Genomic DNA, 18,132 nt, shown 5'->3' with positions numbered 1-18,132 from the left:
AATCTCCTTTTATGTTAGTTTTACTGAACCTACTGTTCTTCCATTTTCCTTCACAATCAGATAACCGTTCGAATATGAAATACCAATACCTGAAGACTCAGCACGAACCAATCCTGTAACGTTTGTGGAGTACGGAACGTTTAAAGTCCCGTAAATAGTATTGTAACCATTTAAAGTGTGGTTACTCCCATCGAAGTTAATATTCGGTGCCGAGAAGGTCATTTGTGAGCCGTTATAGTAAATTCCGTTTCCAGAACCGAAAATAACTGCTTTACTACTTCCCCAAGATGATCCTAGATACAAGTTGTTTCCAATGGTGACGTCTTGGCTGATGTTAATATAGGCTCCATTGATGTTAACCCCATTGATGGTTCCAGCGTAAATAGTCCCCATGTCACCAGTTATGTCAGATAAGAAGTACACGGCTCCTCGTAATTGGATCTTGGATGCCTGAATCGTGATGGTTGTCGACGTCTGATTAATCAGGGATGCTATTGTATTGCCGTTGTAATCAGTATTACTGACCTTTTGCGTAATCTGGTGTGCCTGTTGAACAATTGAACTCTCAGCTGTTCCAAGTCTTGAATCAACATTTGATACTCTCGTTGATATTTGCCCAACTTCAATAGACAAAGACGATACCTGTGTTTGGGTACTATCCGCCTTTCTCTCAACCCTAGAAACCTCTGCGGTTATGCTGTCAGCTCGAATGTTGAGTTGGGCCACCTCGTTAGTAATACGATTGTTCACACTCAAATTAATGTTGTCAGCTTTAATATCAATAGCAGCTATACTTTGATCTATACGCTCAACTTCTAAGCGTATATGTGAGTCAGTTTGAGTAATGGCTGAACGATACTCTTTAATCGATTCGTTTAAAATTTCCTGTGTTTCTGTTAATTCATCTGATAATGTTTGAGGTAGTGCATTACCAATAACTACGGCCACAGTTTTAAATTCATCCGTTTCTTCATCGATTACTTGAGTGACTTCTAGTATTCGAGTCTGCATTTCATAATCCCAAGGCTCATAGATCAACCAGATACGTTCCCCAAGCTGTTTATCTAACAACTCGATTGAATCCAACTCAATTGATATTTCTGGCTGATCTTTTAACGACTTTCGCGCTTTATCCATCAAATTCTCTGAATCTGAAAATCGTTCATCGCTCATGTCATCAGCATCACGGATACCCCATTTAGCAGCCTGTGGTGACGTGTATCGTACAACTAGATTGTCTTTACCTTTGGCACTGATACGCGTCCTTAGATTGTCTGTATTTACCGACTTAGACAGTTCAACGATATTGTCACCATATTGATAGATGAAATCGTTGTCTGGGCCAAGCATCTTGCTGAAATGAATGTTACTGTTTGACGTGATCTCATATTCACATTCAAATGCTTCGCATATTTGATTCACTAATTTAACAATATTGTCATTCCCAAAAGCTTCTATATAGCCATCTTCGTCAAAATCACTTGTGAAGGTCCAGTTTGAATTACGCAATGCAAAAGTGGCAAACTCATTTAAGGTTTTATGTCCTCCGTTGGTGCCCTCTTGCCTGCGCCAGATGTTATCGAAGAAGATATGTTGAGCCTTTACAGACTTCACATTTCCTCTCGATTTTCGCTGTAGCTGTTTAATCCTAAATTGAAAGCCACCAGCCTCGATAATCCCTTCTTCTGTTATCAAATGAAAGGAATGAGGGTTATCACTTTCGCTTGCTTCTAAGGTCAATTCAAAAACACCATCGATGTTTTTCCTTACTTCTGGCCTACTTCTACAAACCAAAGCTTCTGTTAGAGTACCTTCGTAGTTAGTGATTGATAGCATCGCATCACCTTCTTTCACAATAAAAATAACGCTACTCGGTGTGAGTAGCGCTTAATTGTTAGACTTTCTTTTCGTATTCCAACGGTCACGTAATTCAGGTAAAGCATAAAGAGCAAAATAAAGAATTCCCAACCCAATTACTATATATAGACCTGTTAGGAGGTTGTTAATAGGTATTGGTGGTTTTATTTCACTCAAATCTCTACCCCCAATAATTGCAAGTGAATATACTATTGTTGGTGATATTGCTATTATTGCTATGAAACATAAATAAACAATAAAAAAGATCAAATAAAACATTTGTCCCCTTGTTAAGTTCGACTTTGCAATTAACAATTTTGCGAGACCAATTAAATTATTTGTACTATTTTTATCAGAATTTGAACCATTAGGATCCGGAGGCATAGACATAAGGAAAATACTAGGAATCATAATTTCTCTCCTTTGCTTTCCAATCCAGATAGGCTCCGATAATACCTACTAATGTTGCAGTAATACCAGAAATGAAAGAAAAGGCACTTAAAACACCTACTACAAATAATGCCGTGAACAAGCCAAGGAGAAAGACACTTAAAATCCATATAAATGAATAATACTTATATAAATTAAATATCTTTTGGGTTTTTTGCATTTTTTCCTCCGCCTCCTTTATTCTGATATCTTTTTCATCATGCATTGCACTAAAATTGTAATTACTGGCTAACTTTAATGATTCGCCTATTTCAACAGCTTTGTGAAGATATTCCATAACATCTCCGAAATCTGCCTCTGATCCATTAACAGTATTACTTGATTTCTTTATTTGTATTCCAATTTCCTCTTTTTTATTACTTTCTTTACCAAGATACGGTTTAGGAAAGTTTACTACATTTGAGGATTCTACTATCGAATTACCCATATCTAATAAAACATTTGAAGAGGTCATGTGCGAAATACTTGAGTCACTTGGTTTAAATGATGTAGTTAAGGTTTTCGTACGTGCTTCATTCATTAATCAATCAACTCCTGAATACCCGAAAGCATAAATTTGCTTTTATTTAATTCGACTACCTTTTTTAAGGTTTCAAAATTCAAAGCATCAACGGGTTTATTATTCAAATCTCTTGTAATAAATATTCCGTCACCTTTTTGGACTCCAGCATACATAACGGAACCTCTACTTATTTCAACTATATCATTCATCTTTAATTGGGAACTCAAAATATTTCGGTTAAATCTTATATTTACCTCTTCAACATCCTCAGTATCTAATTTCATATACTTAGTTGCTATTTTATTTATTGCGTTTGCCTGCTCTATAAAATACTGACCTACTAATCCATATCTAATAATTTCTTTATCATTAAATATCTCTTCAGCCAATAAGAACATTTTATTTACAAAAACTTCTAAGTTTGCACCTATTGTAGAACCTGAGTTTTGATAATAACCAAAAAGGTCAATGCGGTTTTTCCCGATATTACATGCGTACAATCCATCAGAACTTTGCATTGTAACCCTCGGAATTTCTAAAGGAGCATCTGGCGGTAAATTTGTAATATTCGGCATCTGATCAAATATATCAACCAATGCCGTATCAACTTTATTAATTAATTTATCTGGTCTGTTTTCAATAGTTTTGAAGAATAGTACAAACTGTAATTGTAGTAATTTTGCGTCTGACATTGTAATACCCCTTATTATCTTTTATTTCTTATAGTATACATCATTATCCAATAAAAGGGTAATATTACCTAATAATATTTTTATTTTATATTCAATCCTTCCAAAACAACCTACATGAGATGGTTGGTTTTTGTTACCATATTTTCATTTCTTCATCTAATCTTTCTTGATCTTCTTTAGTAAAAGTGCCGTTTTTCTTTCTTTTGTGTAAATCAATATTTCCATACACAGCAATTGAAATTAAACTTATTAATCCAATAAACGCTAATATAGTTCCCATAAATTTAACACCTCTTTAAATGTAGTATAATAATCAAACCATTTTTTAACAACAATCATATTATTTAATCATTGTACTTAAAATATTTTCAGCCATTTTCAAATGTCCTAATATATTTGGGTGTGAATTATCAGTACCAACATAAATCGAAGGTAAATAATTATTCATTTTAACTACTTTGATTTTATTATCATTCAACTCCGTAATACTTGATGAAATTAAACTGTTTATAGCATTTGTATCATTATCAAATGTTGTGTCGATTCTCTTTGTTAATTCATTTACATATACTTCAATAGATTCATCATACTCACCATAACCCGAGATATAACATCTCCCGTTTGGAGAATTAAACTGTATAGTATGAGTGTCTTCTGTTTCGCAATCAACTTTCAAACAATAAGCAGCAGCACCAGTTCTTTTATTTCTTTTAATATCACCGTTGAAAATTTCTACCCCATCGCACTTAACTACATAATCACCAGAGTTCACATTATCAACAGTAAATATAACTAGATGTCTTCCTGTAAATGAAAATTCTATAGGCGTACCACCATCTATATATCTAACACCTAGTTTTCCAGAAGTTGCCCCGATTTCATACCCCAATTCATCATTATCTATCCATAACCAAGAGTTAGGTGCATAATCACTTTTTCTATTTCTTGTTTTTAAATATATACATGCTGTTTGTATTTTATTTGCAATATCTTCATTGGTATTAGATATCCCTTTAAAATCAGTAAGATCATTAAACCCTATATTAAGAAGGTTTTTATTATAATGAACATCATTTCGAATAACCGAATGTACCGTTCTAAATAAATTTTCTAATCTCGAACCACTAATACCATTATTCTTTTTATATGAAGGTTTGATTGCATCACAAACTAAGTTGAAGAATAAGTAAGTTTCAAACTGTTCACGCTCTGTTGGTGCATTTAAATCACTAACTGTTCTCGTGAAACTATCACCAAAACATGCAAAGGTTTGGTGTAAGTGATTTCTCATAGCCAACTCTAAATTCGAAAAATCGGTTCCGTCAGCCTTACTATCCAATATATTTTGTAACCCTGTTACATCATTGATTTCATGAGTATGTGCAGCAGGAGGAAATGTTGTAGGTTTCTCTGGTATATCACCCCATTTCACTTCTACATTACCATCACTACTAGGGAATCTATTGTTCACACTAGATACTGCCCCTGTTCCATCAAGACCCTTTCTAGCTAGGCATGTCCAATCCAGTCCTTCTACAGGTGTAACTCCAATATTAGTTCGAAGAGCCTGCCATGTTGAACCGTTGTCTGTTACTACATTATTTCTTACATACTGTTTGTCATTCACCCATTGTTCTGCGGTTCCCCAACCTTCAATTGCATTAGCTGCTAGGTTCGCTCTTGAAGTTGCTTTGTCTGCATTCTCCGTAGCTAGGTTTGCTCTATCTGCTGCATTGTTGGCAAGTGTAGCCTTTTCATTAGCATTGTTAGCTTCCTCATTTGCACTTTGAGTAGCTTGTACGACTTCAATTTTTAACTGCGCTAAGTTTGAAGCTTCTTGATTGGCGTTATTAGCAGCCTCTTGTGCGAGTACAGCTTTTTCGTTGGCGTAATTTGCTTTCTCCTCAGCAAGCAAAGCACTAGCCTTCGCTAATTCTGTGGCAGTTGTAGCTAAAGCTGTCGCTTCTTCTGTTGCTGTTTTAGCTGTCCTAGCCTCTTGTGCCGCTGTTAAAGCTTGCTGGATTGAATCATTAAGCCGTGCCAATAATTCATCAATATTCTCACCAGTTAGTATGTTAATTTGTTGTTGTAAATTATTTATATAGTTTAACATTTCTTGACGTAAATCATCAGTCAGTCCATTTGCTTCACCGATTAAGGCTTCTAATAGCCCGAAATTATAGTTTAAATCGTCTCGGTATCCTTTATCAAAAGATGAACCGATAACACGCATACGTGCCATTGTAGCCCTCCTCACTTGTAATAAAATTTGAATTTAAACGAGATTAAAAATTGTGATGCCCCTGTAATTTGGATTGAATTCCAACCAGGATTTAAGATAAGTACCTTTTTATTTGTATTTCTAAAAATACTGCTACCGTTTTTAGTGAACCGATTTGGTGTTTCGAGCTTTATTACATCATTGGGGCCACTAGAGCTGTTGTATTGCCATTGAGTGCTATTCGTAATATTCCTGATACTTAGGTTATTACTAGCACCTCGAAACTCTATTTCAAAAAGCATGTCTCGCAAGTTAGTTTTTAATGGCACATCACCAGCATTGTAAACTTGAAAAGACGTTTCGTTTTGAAATACATATTTTAATGTTGTTGGATCCGCAGCAACTAATCCTTGGCCTGTTTGCCAAACATCACGATCAAATGTACGTGCATCTAACGTGGTGCCTGCCGATTCAGCATAAGGTAATTGAAAAGTCTCAAATTCAATATCAACCTTTCCAATCAATCCATTCTGTTCAACCTCATTCATATTAGTGCGAATCACTTTGTATAGTTTACCTTTTAATATCTCGATATTGGTTGGTAGTTGTGAATTCTCGCCCCATGTTTGCCCTGGCAATTCAAACTCATAAGTACTCGTCTTATTGGTTGGTCGTCCTTCGTAGATATAGAAAGGCTCCAAGTCGCTAAAAATCGAAAACAATTTGTCGCGTCTTAGAGCAAAATCTAATTCATCTGAAGCTATATACATAACAGACAAGATGATTACCCTTGAACCATGATTCACTGATTCTCGTACTACCCCTGGTCGTCCATCCACATCAACACTAGATGCTTTCTGATCAATTGGTCTAATCAACATGTCTTGTGTGATATAACCCTCTTTGACAAGGGAGAGTGTAGTCCCTGTACTGTATTCAATTAATGTGTCCATTGACTACACCCCTTTACCTATAGTTGTTCTTCTTGAAGAAACCCTGTTACTTTGGTTTCTATCAACATATTCACTAATCACGTCACCATCTAATTCCACAACAAAATCCAGTTTGCTAATTAATGCAGCAATCTGTTTCAAGACTCCTATTTGATCCTGACTAGAAGTTAACTCATAGCTATTTAATAAATGTGAATCCATACCACCATTTAGAGCTGTAGAAAGCCCGATAGATGCTGCTGAAATATCAGTTTGCATTATATCTGTTAGGCTTCTAACAGTGTTTTCTAACATACCTTTCGTGCTTGCCAGTCCTTGGATAATGCCTTGTCCGGAAAATACCCCTGACTTTTCGAGGACCCTTGATGGTGATTTGATTTGCAACGCTTTACGAATCGTTTTGTCGATTGTGTTGGCTATTTCATTGGCTTGTGCCTGTAAAGCTGGCACTTGGCTAGCTAGTCCATTACGTAAACCTTCAATAGCGTTGATTCCAATCTCTTTCATGCTACTGATCATCGGGTTAAATTCATTTTTCGTACCTTCTCGGATTTGTTTGATTTGTTCAACCCATTCGGTTTGGTATTGCTCTAGCTTAGATTTTGTTTCTGTTTGGAGCTTTTCAATTTGATCTGTCATGTCTTTTCGTTGACCTGTTAACTCTAATTGAGCACGTTCTCTAGCGATCTGCGTCTTTTCTTTCCAAAGATTTTCGTACTCATTCAATTCACCAAGACTTAGCTTGTTTAGTGCCGCGATTTCAGCCTGTGCACTCGGACCGATTGCTTGTAGCTCTGCAATCAACCCTTTGTCTACACCCTTCGCTGCGAGCATTTGAAGATCGTTTGCCCAATCACGCATTGCGTCTACTTGGCCACGTAGGTTTTCAATCAATTTAGAACCAAACACATCTGTTTTACGCTCAAATTCATCAAAGATACTTATTGCATTAGCAATTTCTTTTGCTCGAGCATCCTCAGTATCTTGATAAGCTTTTTGGAGCTCCTTGATACCATCAATTTCAGCCTGTTGCACATCTTTAATTTTGCTAATGTATTCCTCGTTTAAGGCCATCAGCCTGTCATGAATCGCTTGCTTTGTCTCAGCAATTTTATCCTCGTAGTAAATGCGTTCCTCACTACCAACCTTGTAAGCTTTAACATACTTTTCGTATGCAGCGAGCTCTTGAGTCAATGACATCAAGTTGTATTTCTTACGACGGTCAACGTAGTCCTTTTCTTTGTTGAATTGCTCTGTCGTTAGCTCAGCCATAGATTTGTTGTACTCGATTTGAGCTTTGATGCGTTCTTCTGTACCTTCTTTGAATAAGCTTGTAGCATACTGCCAGTAAGCAGCTTGTTCCTTAGTTGACCACTTTTCTAAACCTACTTGATGTTCTGCATATTCTTTCAGCTTGTCGTACTGCTCTTTTGCAGACTTGGAACGAATAGCATCAATCTTTTTGGCCTTTTCTTTTTCGATCTTTTCTAGAGCTGACTTTTCATCATCATGCAATCTCAAGGTTTGGCGTTGTTGAGCAGCTGTCAGTTTTTTCTTTTTATCATTAGCTTTAGCATTTATCTCAGCAATCTTATTGTTTGATTTCTTGGTTGCCTCTGCTTTTTTCTTTGCATACTCTGCTTCAACTGTTTTAATTTCCTTTTCGATTTCTTTGGTTTTCGAAGCAAGTATTTTCTTAGCGCTATCCATCATGTTTGTTGTAGCTTGTACTGTTTGTTGGAAGTTCGGGATAGCTGCTTTAGACATTGCCTCAGCAGATTTCTTGATATAGTCCATATTATTATAAATACCTGTTGCAACGCCTGCTGGAATCCACTTTGCAACTTTGGCCATTTCCCTTGAAGGCGAATGAATCCCAAGCTTTTTACGTAACCACGCTGGCAATAGTTCAGCAAGTTCTGCAACTTTTGCTTTTACTTTACCAAACCAGTTGTTAATTCCTTTCACTAAACCAGCTACAATGTATTCACCAATCTTCACTAGACTAATACTTTCTAAAAATGATTTAGCCGCATTCCAACCATTAACAACAGCAGTTTTGACATTCCCCATCGCTGTTGAAACAATATTTTTAAAACCATTCCAAATATTCGTAATTGTAGACTTAATACCATTAAGAATAGACGTAATTGAATTCTTAATTCCATTCCAAATGCTTTTAACGACATTAGCTATGGCATTTAAAACACTTGAAATCACACTCTTAATACCATTCCAAACTGCACGTACAAGACCTGAAATACTTGAAAACAAATTATCTAGGAAGGAAGCTATACCTCTCCAAACACTTGTGAAAACAGTTTTGATACCTGTAAGAATTGTATTAAAGAATGTCTTTATTCCATTCCAAACAGTCTCTATCGATGTTTTCATGCCACTAAAAATATTATTAACAACGGTTCTTATTGTAGCTAAAGTGTTAGTAAAGATGCCTTTAATCGCTGTCCATATGCCTTGTAAAAATGTCTTAGCAGTTGAACCAAATGCCTTTAATGGGCCAAGTAATTTACCTATAAATTAAAGGTTAACAACACCCCAAACTGCTTGTAATGCTCCACCAACAATCAGTTTAATGCCATCCCAGACACCTTGCCAATCACCTTTAAATAAAGCGCTGAACGTTTTAATGATGCCTAAAATAATATTAATCGCGCCTTGGATAACGTTTTTTATAGCCTCCCAAGTTGATACGATTAAGGCTTTAACAACCGGCCAAATAAACTGCATGATAGCTCCAATGGCTGACATAACAGTTGTAACTACTGTACCGATAGCATTCCAAATGGTAGATGCAGTTGACTTTATGCTTTCTTGATTTTCATTCCAAAATGTTGTGATCTGTGTCCAAACCGACATTACTAAATTTTTAACTGCTGTTATGGCAATAGAAATACCAGTTTTAATAGCTGCCCAGGCTGTTTGAACTTGAGACCTAAACTTTTCATTTGTTTGATATAGGCGTACCAAAATTGCGATAAACCCTACAATAGCTAAAACGACTAAACCAACTGGACTTGTGATTAAACCTAATCCTCTTCCAAAGGTTTTAGCAAAGGACAAGACTTTAGCGCCAACTGCTGCCATAGTGCCACTAAAATTAGTAAACAACCCACTCACAGCCTTTAATGCTTTTCCAACTCCGCCCGTTATTGCAGGACCTAAACCTTTGAAGAGCTCTCTAAAAGCAATTATGTTAGGGACAACTGCTAACAAAACGCCACCAATTGAAATAAAACTAGCTAAAAGTACACCAATAACTCGGTTACCTTCCATCCCTCCGTTAATAAACTCTAAGATGTTATTTACGATGTTCATTAGTCCAGCACCAACAGGAGCCATACCAATACCTAAATTCACTAGAAACTTTGCTAGATTTCCAATTAACTGTAGAACACTAGGTGCAGTTTGCTGTACATAAGAGAGGAACGTTTGGAATCCTTGATTTTGAGATAAACTCGCTGACCACTCTTTAAAACGGGCCATCATATTTGCAAGACCTGACATCATGTCGCTAGATGATCCACCAAATGCACTGAAGAAATAAACAATACCAGCAGTTGCATCTCGGAAAATTGCTCGTATCTTCGGCATGTTTGTGTTCACATAATCCATAAAGGATTGGAACTTAGAACTTCCTGATAGACCATTTGACCATTCAGCAAAACGTGCTGTCATTTCTTCGAAGCCTTTAGCCGTTGAGGCTGTTAACGGTGCAAAAGCAGTTAACATCGAGAATACACCTTGAAGGAGATTACCCATCGAACGAGCTACAGTTTTTAACATTGGTGCGCCTGTTGTATTCAAATAGTCTAAGAACTTTTGAATTGGTGGTGTACCAATAGCTTCGTTAAGTTGTGTCATCAAGCTAGATACTGCTTGAGCACTGGATACAAACAATGGTCTTAACTTTGTAAGTAATGTATTTGTAGCCTGCATTGCACTTGTAAAAGCATTTAACACTGGTTTTTCTGTTTCTTTTACAAGAGACTGATATGTTGTTTTCATGTTGTCAAAAGAAGCCTTAGCATTCTTTTGAGCTGCATTTAACTGTGCATTTTCATCAAATAACTTTTTTATTGTTGGTATCGCTACTGCTGCAAATGCTCCTGCTGCTACACCAGCACTTGTGAACGCCCCAGCTAAAGCAAAAGTAGAACCAGCTAATGTACCGATCATTGGACCAAGATTAGCAATAGCTACTCCGATATTAGCTATTAGTGGCGCAATCATTGGTAGAACGGCAATCAATGAGCCAGATAACGTGTGTTGCATTAATTCACCAAAGGCACGAATATCTGTTGCAATACGTTGTATTTTTCTTTGGAAGTTCTCTATTCGTGCCTCTATTTTGACGACAACCCGATCTCGAGTAAGTGCTGCTATACGTGCTCGAATTTCAGCCATACGTCGATTGAATTGGCTAACATCTGCGCCAATGTCTACACGTACATCATTTGCCGAAGTGCGAATCGTCTCACGAACTTGCCTCATACGGGCCATAAACTCTGTGATTCTAGCTCCTATTCTAGCTGTAAAGTTTCCGTTCATAGCGTTCTCCCTTCTATGGCTTCCAATTTTTCAATGCCGCCATTGCTTTTGCATGCTGACGTTTCTTAAGCTCTGGGTTAGGTCCTTTATGATGCAAGGACTTTCTTACTTTCTCCGCATCAAATAGGTCACTCTTTGGATTAATACGCTGCTTATTTGTTGCAACCCGATTAAACATAGCTGCGTCTGCAAGTGTTTGATAATAATCAATACGTGCTTCATTAGCGCCCTCTAAGAACGCTTGGAACTCACTAGGACGCCACGAAAGAATTAACTCTGGATCATAAACCTTTAGATATCTTGCTGCATCTCGATAGATTTGTCGGATTTCACTAACTCGATCTGTTTGTTCCCTAATAATTCGGCTCTCGCTGATTTCATCATTTCGATTCCAGCTGCTGCCTGTTCTTTTTCTTCCTCGGATGCTACTGATTCGAATAGCTCTAAGTTCTCCCAGAATGTCTTTACAGCTTTTTTGAAAAAACCCGATTCATCAATTTCTCGGAAAGCTTCTTGGAATAATGGTTCTACATCGCCATCCTCTTCAATTCGCTTTTCTAGGGCTGCTTCAATTTCTGCTTTACTAGGCTGTTTTGATAAATGAGCTAACCCACACATCCAAAATGCACGTAAAGCATCTAAATCAAATTGCAATAAGCCTTGATAAATCTGATTAAATCCACCTGGACGGTTACCATGTGCATCTAAATCATTGAATTCTTTATCCGCCTTATTTTTAAATGCAAAAGTAAACTTCGCTGTAAGAGTGTTTTCACCAATTAATAGTTGAGCCATTTATAATCATCCTTTTCTGTTTGTTTTCAATAAAAAAGAGAGCTAATAAGCTCTCTCTCATTCGTTTATAGAGTTACTGTGACTGCTGTTGTTGCTGTAAATCCACCATCTACTGTTGTTGCTGTAATTGTAGCTGACCCTTCTGCTACACCTGTTACAACACCTTGTGCATTCACGATAGCGATTGCTTCGTCACTTGATGTATACGTCACTGATTTATTTGTGGCATTCACTGGCACTACATTAGCTATAATACTTTCTGTCCTGCCTTCAGAGACTGTCAACGTTGTTGGATTTAATGACAATCCTGTAACTGCTACTGGAGTTGGTGTTTCTTCACCGTTGAACTCACCAGTTTTTTCACCAGGGTTTTCATATGCGTAATCACCAAAGTTCAACACATCATCAGGTAAAGGATTCATTTCACCCTTCTTAGATGTATTCAGTACTTGTAAAGTTGCTGAAATCTCTAAAAAATTATCTGTTGGAGCAGATTTTTCAAGTGATTCTACGTATGTGTAAGCAAACAATGAATTGTGTTTACCGTTTTTATTTAAGTGTTTTTCAACTTCCCATACCTTTAATTGAGTACCTTTTTGAATGGCCTCTAATACTGCAGTTTGTCCTGGATCATCTGTACTTCCATAAAAAGTTACATCCAGTGACTCAGATAACTGACCTGGACCTAAGATACGGCCGAATTTCGTTTGTTCATCCGTTAACTCACGCTCATAAGAATGTGTATGTTCGGTTTGATCTCCAATTAAAAAACCCTCTGCGCCTAATGCGTTGTCAGTGGGTTGTACTAACAATAAGCTGTCTTTACCGTTTAAACGTGCCATTTAGCTTTTCCCTCCTAAAATAAAAACAGCCCATAGGACTGTTAAATGTTTTGTATTATATATTGCATTGTTAAAATGCCATGCTTTACACCCGGCATATTATCATCTATCACCCTTGAATCACGTCTTTCGGCCCTTAAGACTGACGCATTCGGAATAATGTAGTTACGAGTCATTAGGGCACTCTGACATGCAGATAACATCTCATAAGTTATACGCTTTCCACTATAATCATCATTATCCTTCCACCACGTATGAATGGTGAACGTGATGATTTCGATATTACTTGTTTTTGTGTCATTCGGTGATGAATACGGCTCTGATATTGTCACATAAGGATAAGGCGTATTTTCGTCTACTGCATCATAAACACCTAAGTCCCATTCATCTTTTCTAGTAATGGCCGTTAGTGCTTCACAAGCAGTTAGCTTTTGAAAAATAGCTTTCTGTAATTCAAAGTAAGGCAAGGCATAATAATTCGTCATAAGCCTAATCGCCTCATTTCTGTTTCAAAATAATCCCTTCCAGCGTCAACAGCAGGACCCCAAAATGGTTGAGCTCTCATACCATCAGTCGTTACATAACGTCCTAGCTTTGTGCTGAAATATGTCCATGGTGTTCTCCGGCCATTTCCATTCTCAGCATAAATTCCGGTTCCCCATTCCACGTACACAGCATAATGGACCCCTACAGAAACAACAGCATTATATTTGCCAAGCATTTTCATTTCAATTGAGTCTCGCAAGCTACCATCATCAACAGGAGCTAGAGCCTTGGCCTGCGTTTGTATAAGCCGTGCTGTCTCATAAACAATATCTGATATCTTATTCAATAAACCTTCTTCAAATCTACGTGCTGCCCTTAGTAACTCGCGTCCTCCGAATGTAATCCTAGCCATTATTCAGTCACCAACTTTAATGCCACACGCATAATTTCGTGTTGACCACCTTGGTCCTCAGCACGACCTGCGAATGCGTAAATTTCACCTTCATAGCGAAGTCGCATGCTAGAAGATAAATCAGTTCTGTAAGGATAATACATATACCTTTGCAACGGATTACCAAGTTGTTGAGCGTAATACTGCTCTTTTGATGTTGGCGTATCAACAAATGCCTCCATAGTATCTACTGGAGACCATTCTGTTTTAAATCCACCAGCACCATCGGATACCTTACGTTTCTGAACTACTTCAACCTCATGAGGAAATTCATCGTAATGCATGGAATCTCACTCTCTTATATGGCCTTAGATAAGTCCAAATGGCTTTTGGGAACTCAGTGTCGTAACTATACGAGACAGTCCCCATTGTACGCCCTGCTAGACCTGTTGTTTGAGTATTAAACTGAATGGCTTTAGCAATGAACAACCTAACACCCTGTGGCATTCCTGACGGTTCCCACTTACCATTGCAATGGTCTTTTGCTACATCAAATAAAATAGGAGCCATTGCACGATAAAATCCATCATACTTAGCTCCTGTAACATTATTCATTTGCTTTAGCTGATCAATTTCTTCTTGTGTTGGTTCCCACATAAGATCACCTACTTCTCTGCTTCATTGTCTGATTCAGACTTCTTAGTAGGAGCACGTTTAGATTTTGGTGCTTCTACCTCTTCAAATTCATCAGTACGTAAAAGACGGGCACCGTGTTCATCAGTGACCGCCCATGTGATATCTGTTTTTAGGTTTTTAACTAACACTTTGAACCCCTCCTATTCTGGACGTTTAGCTGATAACACTGCTAAAGCTTCTGGACGTGTCACTTTGGCACCGTATAAATGTAGACCTTTAACTGCATCCGCAAAACGTTTTTCCATGCGGTAACCTTCCACTTGAGCTGCTTGTTCAGCATAAGTCCAAGCCATATTATGTCCCGCAATAATTTTAGAGTTTGCAATTACTCCAGTATCTGCGGCTACAGAAGGAGCATTGTTAGATTTCATTAATAAAAAGCCCGCAGCACGGCCAACCACACCATTAATTAAACGATCATCAGCCGGTAGTGCGCCAGAACCTACAAAGCGATCATCTTTCAGTAAGAGACCCTCAAACCAAGGAGGTAGAACAGCAAAACGCCCATCTGTTGGAATATTTGATTCATCAAGTTTAGTTGAAAGGTCTACTAGGTACTCATAAGCATTTTCTTTTGTCACTTCAATAGGTGCTGCATCTGTACCAATTACATTCGTAGCATGTACATAATGAGAGGCGATAAATTGATCAGCTACATTTGATAATGCATAAGCAGCTTCACGCATTGCAGCATCCATCAGTTTTGGATTCTGTTGAATTTTATCTAAGTCATCAATTTGGAAGTTGAAGAATTTAGATTGGTCGATTACTAGGTTACGTGTGTTATCTGAAAGTTCTTCTGGATCAGTCATATCAGTATTTCGAGTGTAATCACCTACTGATACAGCACCAATACCATTGATTTTTACAGTGTCACCATAAGCCTTGATTTCCATTATGTTATCGTAAAGGCTCTTTATCCTCTACTTCTTACACTTTTCCATTGTGTAAGTTCAGACTATATCTTCATTTATGACGTTTTCCTCCTCGAGGGAGAGGTTTATAAAAACCAGTTCGTTGAAGCCTTTTTCTTAGGCCCGATTCACTCATATTGAAATGCATTGCCACATCTGACATTGTCATAGTCTTTAACATTTCAGCAGCAAGCGCCTCATCACATTCTTTTCGAGATTGGCGAGAATGATAAGCTATGTGGTCCACATTTACCTTTAATTCAAGGTTACTTATATCGTTATTCTGCTTATTCTCGTCTTTGTGATGTACATGTTCATGTGATTCGAGGTATCTACCTAGGTGTTCCTCCATGACCCATCTGTGCTCTCTGATGTACCCTCTAGCATCGGCTTTTGGGTGGTCTGGCTTGTGAATCATAATGTACCCATTCCACGTAGTAATAAATCCTTTATGGTAGAAGTTCGTTTGGTATCCGGCCTCTGTAAGTCTCGCTCGTAGCACTTCTACACTTACTTGAAGTGTTTCGGCTACTTTCTGTTGCGACTTACCCTTATTTAACAGGTCTTTAGCTTTTTCTACATCGATGTGTATCGTCTTACTGTTACGATCAATACCGAACTTTTTCATATGATTTAGCACAAGCTTTTTGCTAATACCGAAATAATCGGCTGTAGCTTGCAAAGAGCCACATTGGTCATAGACTTGCTTCAACTTCACTGCATCTTTATAAGGTTTCATCATAAATGCCCCGCTTTCGTGGAAGGATTATTGACTTGCTTATAGAAATAGTATCGCCTTTTTTTAGCAATCTACAAGTTAAGTCTCACTTCTAGTCGTTGCACCTTTCCCGTTCATTTCTGAACAGGCTTGGCTCAGGATTCCCCAATGGTTAGGAGGGGTTCCCTGAGTTAACGGAGTTTAACGAAGGCAAAATTATAGGCTACCTTCATAATCACGATTGATTACACCTGTTTGTCCAAACACTAAAGATTTTTGTAAGTTGTGTAGTAGTCGAGCTGACCAGATTGTTGGAATAAAGTTTGTAATTGCCATATTGTAATATCCTCCTTACCGATAATCGGTTATAGTAATTTGTTTTTAACGATTTCATCCCAGTTGGCATTGATTTCATCAGGCGTCATTTTCAACACTGCCTCTTTCGTCAATGTAGTAGGATGACCACCTTTCGGTGGTGGTGGCGTTCCACCATCTTTGAAGCGCTTATCTACTTCTGCTTGTACAGCAGCATTAAACTCTGCTTCAAGAATATCTAAGTTTGCTGTAGTTTTTTCTGCATCATCACCTACAAAGAACTCTACTAATTTTGCTGGTAAGCTCTTTTCTGTTGCAGTAGACAATGCTTGGTTAAATAACTTTTCACGTGCAGCTTCTTTTTGAGACTGCTCAAATTGCGCTTTTAGCTCACGTAACTGTTTTGCTTCCTCCGATTCAGGTGGATAGCGTTTAGCAATCTCATCTTCTAATTTCTTTGGAAGTGTTTTAGTTTCATAGGTTTTAATAGCATCCGTTACTCGAGTATCAGCAAATGATTGAAGCCATTTCTTACCCTCATCATTGTCGTTTAGAAATGATTGAACCGATTCAAGTGTCAACGTAGCCCCTTGACCGTTTCCTCCTGGTGCTGGCACCGGTATAGGTTCAGGCGTTGGCTCTGGGTTAGGATTTCCTTCTCCTGCAAGCATTTGAATATCTAATGGCATTAAAGTTATAAAATTGAATGTATTGTATTTCATGTTTTCCTCCTTGCCCAATTTAGTTGCCATGTAAAGCCCCTAAACTGTTCAAAAATTTATTTTCTCTCGTTCTTTATAGCGTCTGCGAGAAAAAGACAAAATAAATTTTATTAATTAGAATATAATTTCCTTTTTAGAACATAATAAAATCAAACTAAATAAGGCGGTGAAAAGATGCAAATATGTATAAATATAAAGCTCACTCTTAGTGAAGTTTTAATATTATTATTGCTTTTCCAAATCCTTTTTATTAAGTAAAAAGGGCTTGTGACAACACTAAAAAGTGTTTTCACTTGGTGGAAAAATGAATAAATACATAATGCATCTTTTCTTTTGAAAAAAATCAAAATAAAAAGCCACCTATTCAGTGACTAAATAAAATTTTATTATTCTGTTCAAAATATTACTTCTCTTTTTCTCTATACAATTCACAATACTTATCAAATTCTTCATCTGTTAAAGAATTAAGAGCCGAAATCTCGGTTATACCTTTAGGGCCGTGACTGTTTAACTCCTTTAGTAAACCAATATCAATGTTACGTTTAGCTAATTTAGCAATTTCAGTTTTCCATTGGTTAAATTCAATATTTGAAGCTTGAATAGTTGCTGTTTCTGAGCATTCGTTTATCATTTCAACTATGCTCTTTTCTTCCTCACCTGGCATTTTAAATTGGTATCCATCGCTAGAAGTAACCCGAAAAAACTTTGTTGCTTTTTCTACAATTTCGCATAATGCTAAGTCTGTTTCTTGCGGACTATTTGCAGAGAATACAATTCGTAAATCTAGATAAGAAAAGTCGTGATAATTTATTTCCGATTTGTTACTTTCTATTCCAATCATACTAACATGCTTTGAATCTGAAAAATCAGGCTTAGTTTCAGGCTCTTTAATAGTTAGTGCTTTGCGTGATGAGAGGACATCATTCAACTCTGCAATTTCGTCTACATCTCCTTCAAACGTTTCATATATTTCAACTGCACCAACTTTACTTGATCGTGAATATTCCAT

At 37.3% G+C, this 18,132-nt stretch carries 22 protein-coding genes; 1 reads left to right on the top strand and 21 read right to left on the bottom strand.

Annotated features, from left to right (window positions below; all coding sequences use genetic code 11):
* Positions 1 to 9: 9 nt before the first annotated feature.
* The 8 genes from SJW71_RS07370 to SJW71_RS07335 all read right to left on the bottom strand — a co-directional run bounded on the left by SJW71_RS07370 (position 10) and on the right by SJW71_RS07335 (position 8,895).
* Positions 10 to 1,836, bottom strand: a complete 1,827-nt coding sequence (locus tag SJW71_RS07370) for a phage tail protein (protein WP_431811942.1) — start codon at positions 1,834 to 1,836, stop codon at positions 10 to 12.
* 51 nt (positions 1,837 to 1,887) lie between these two features.
* The gene (locus SJW71_RS07365; protein WP_431811941.1) at positions 1,888 to 2,268 is read right to left on the bottom strand and encodes a hypothetical protein; all 381 of its coding nucleotides are present in this window, start codon (positions 2,266 to 2,268) and stop codon (positions 1,888 to 1,890) included.
* Complete coding sequence (locus tag SJW71_RS07360; RefSeq protein WP_431811940.1) at positions 2,258 to 2,827, bottom strand: hypothetical protein; 570 nt, start codon at positions 2,825 to 2,827, stop codon at positions 2,258 to 2,260. The genes SJW71_RS07365 and SJW71_RS07360 overlap by 11 nt, the downstream gene beginning before the upstream one ends.
* A complete protein-coding gene (locus SJW71_RS07355; RefSeq protein WP_431811939.1) occupies positions 2,827 to 3,501 on the bottom strand; it encodes a hypothetical protein in 675 nt (224 codons plus the stop codon). The genes SJW71_RS07360 and SJW71_RS07355 overlap by 1 nt, the downstream gene beginning before the upstream one ends.
* A gap of 133 nt (positions 3,502 to 3,634) precedes the next feature.
* Positions 3,635 to 3,781 (bottom strand): hypothetical protein, encoded by a 147-nt coding sequence (locus SJW71_RS07350; RefSeq protein WP_431811938.1) that lies wholly within the window; start codon positions 3,779 to 3,781, stop codon positions 3,635 to 3,637.
* A gap of 60 nt (positions 3,782 to 3,841) precedes the next feature.
* The gene (locus SJW71_RS07345) at positions 3,842 to 5,743 is read right to left on the bottom strand and encodes a hypothetical protein (RefSeq protein ID WP_431811937.1); all 1,902 of its coding nucleotides are present in this window, start codon (positions 5,741 to 5,743) and stop codon (positions 3,842 to 3,844) included.
* A gap of 11 nt (positions 5,744 to 5,754) precedes the next feature.
* Positions 5,755 to 6,675 carry a phage tail domain-containing protein gene (locus SJW71_RS07340; protein ID WP_431811936.1) on the bottom strand — a complete coding sequence of 307 codons (921 nt, stop codon included), beginning with the start codon at positions 6,673 to 6,675 and terminating at the stop codon, positions 5,755 to 5,757.
* Between the two features lie 3 nt (positions 6,676 to 6,678).
* A complete protein-coding gene (locus SJW71_RS07335) occupies positions 6,679 to 8,895 on the bottom strand; it encodes a hypothetical protein (protein WP_431811935.1) in 2,217 nt (738 codons plus the stop codon).
* On the opposite strand from SJW71_RS07335, the gene SJW71_RS07330 reads away from it, so the two are divergent.
* Positions 8,870 to 9,217, top strand: coding sequence for a hypothetical protein (locus SJW71_RS07330; protein WP_431811934.1), 348 nt, complete (start codon positions 8,870 to 8,872; stop codon positions 9,215 to 9,217). The genes SJW71_RS07335 and SJW71_RS07330 overlap by 26 nt on opposite strands.
* On the opposite strand, the gene SJW71_RS07325 is transcribed toward SJW71_RS07330, so the two are convergent.
* The 13 genes from SJW71_RS07325 to SJW71_RS07265 all read right to left on the bottom strand — a co-directional run bounded on the left by SJW71_RS07325 (position 9,214) and on the right by SJW71_RS07265 (position 18,132).
* Positions 9,214 to 11,244 carry a phage tail protein gene (locus SJW71_RS07325; protein WP_431811933.1) on the bottom strand — a complete coding sequence of 677 codons (2,031 nt, stop codon included), beginning with the start codon at positions 11,242 to 11,244 and terminating at the stop codon, positions 9,214 to 9,216. The genes SJW71_RS07330 and SJW71_RS07325 overlap by 4 nt on opposite strands.
* Positions 11,245 to 11,257: 13 nt before the next feature.
* Positions 11,258 to 11,422, bottom strand: a complete 165-nt coding sequence (locus SJW71_RS07320) for a hypothetical protein (RefSeq protein ID WP_431811932.1) — start codon at positions 11,420 to 11,422, stop codon at positions 11,258 to 11,260.
* Positions 11,423 to 11,535: 113 nt separating this feature from the next.
* Complete coding sequence (locus SJW71_RS07315) at positions 11,536 to 12,039, bottom strand: tail assembly chaperone (RefSeq protein WP_431811931.1); 504 nt, start codon at positions 12,037 to 12,039, stop codon at positions 11,536 to 11,538.
* 65 nt (positions 12,040 to 12,104) lie between these two features.
* Entirely contained in the window at positions 12,105 to 12,881 is a 777-nt protein-coding gene (locus tag SJW71_RS07310; protein WP_431811930.1) for a phage major tail protein, TP901-1 family, read from the bottom strand.
* Positions 12,882 to 12,922: 41 nt separating this feature from the next.
* Positions 12,923 to 13,366, bottom strand: coding sequence for a DUF3168 domain-containing protein (locus SJW71_RS07305; protein WP_431811929.1), 444 nt, complete (start codon positions 13,364 to 13,366; stop codon positions 12,923 to 12,925).
* Positions 13,363 to 13,779 carry an HK97-gp10 family putative phage morphogenesis protein gene (locus SJW71_RS07300; RefSeq protein WP_431811928.1) on the bottom strand — a complete coding sequence of 139 codons (417 nt, stop codon included), beginning with the start codon at positions 13,777 to 13,779 and terminating at the stop codon, positions 13,363 to 13,365. The genes SJW71_RS07305 and SJW71_RS07300 overlap by 4 nt, the downstream gene beginning before the upstream one ends.
* A complete protein-coding gene (locus tag SJW71_RS07295; RefSeq protein ID WP_431811927.1) occupies positions 13,779 to 14,102 on the bottom strand; it encodes a phage head closure protein in 324 nt (107 codons plus the stop codon). The genes SJW71_RS07300 and SJW71_RS07295 overlap by 1 nt, the downstream gene beginning before the upstream one ends.
* Positions 14,089 to 14,415, bottom strand: a complete 327-nt coding sequence (locus SJW71_RS07290) for a hypothetical protein (protein ID WP_312507581.1) — start codon at positions 14,413 to 14,415, stop codon at positions 14,089 to 14,091. Before SJW71_RS07290 ends, SJW71_RS07295 begins: the two co-directional genes overlap by 14 nt.
* Positions 14,416 to 14,423: 8 nt before the next feature.
* A complete protein-coding gene (locus SJW71_RS07285; RefSeq protein WP_312130164.1) occupies positions 14,424 to 14,582 on the bottom strand; it encodes a DUF7302 family protein in 159 nt (52 codons plus the stop codon).
* A 12-nt stretch (positions 14,583 to 14,594) separates the two neighbouring features.
* The gene (locus SJW71_RS07280) at positions 14,595 to 15,350 is read right to left on the bottom strand and encodes a P22 coat protein - protein 5 domain protein (RefSeq protein WP_431811926.1); all 756 of its coding nucleotides are present in this window, start codon (positions 15,348 to 15,350) and stop codon (positions 14,595 to 14,597) included.
* A 70-nt stretch (positions 15,351 to 15,420) separates the two neighbouring features.
* A complete protein-coding gene (locus tag SJW71_RS07275) occupies positions 15,421 to 16,110 on the bottom strand; it encodes an HNH endonuclease (RefSeq protein ID WP_431811925.1) in 690 nt (229 codons plus the stop codon).
* Positions 16,111 to 16,451: 341 nt separating this feature from the next.
* Positions 16,452 to 17,153 carry a DUF4355 domain-containing protein gene (locus SJW71_RS07270; protein WP_431811924.1) on the bottom strand — a complete coding sequence of 234 codons (702 nt, stop codon included), beginning with the start codon at positions 17,151 to 17,153 and terminating at the stop codon, positions 16,452 to 16,454.
* 373 nt (positions 17,154 to 17,526) lie between these two features.
* Positions 17,527 to 18,132, bottom strand: coding sequence for a hypothetical protein (locus SJW71_RS07265; protein ID WP_431811923.1), 606 nt, complete (start codon positions 18,130 to 18,132; stop codon positions 17,527 to 17,529).

Origin of the sequence: Lysinibacillus sp. FW12, from assembly GCF_050817245.1 — a bacterium.
In the GTDB taxonomy this organism is placed as follows: Bacteria; Bacillota; Bacilli; order Bacillales_A; family Planococcaceae; genus Lysinibacillus; species Lysinibacillus irui.
Note: the sequence above shows the minus strand (reverse complement) of the source record. Positions and strands in the feature narration are given on the sequence as shown.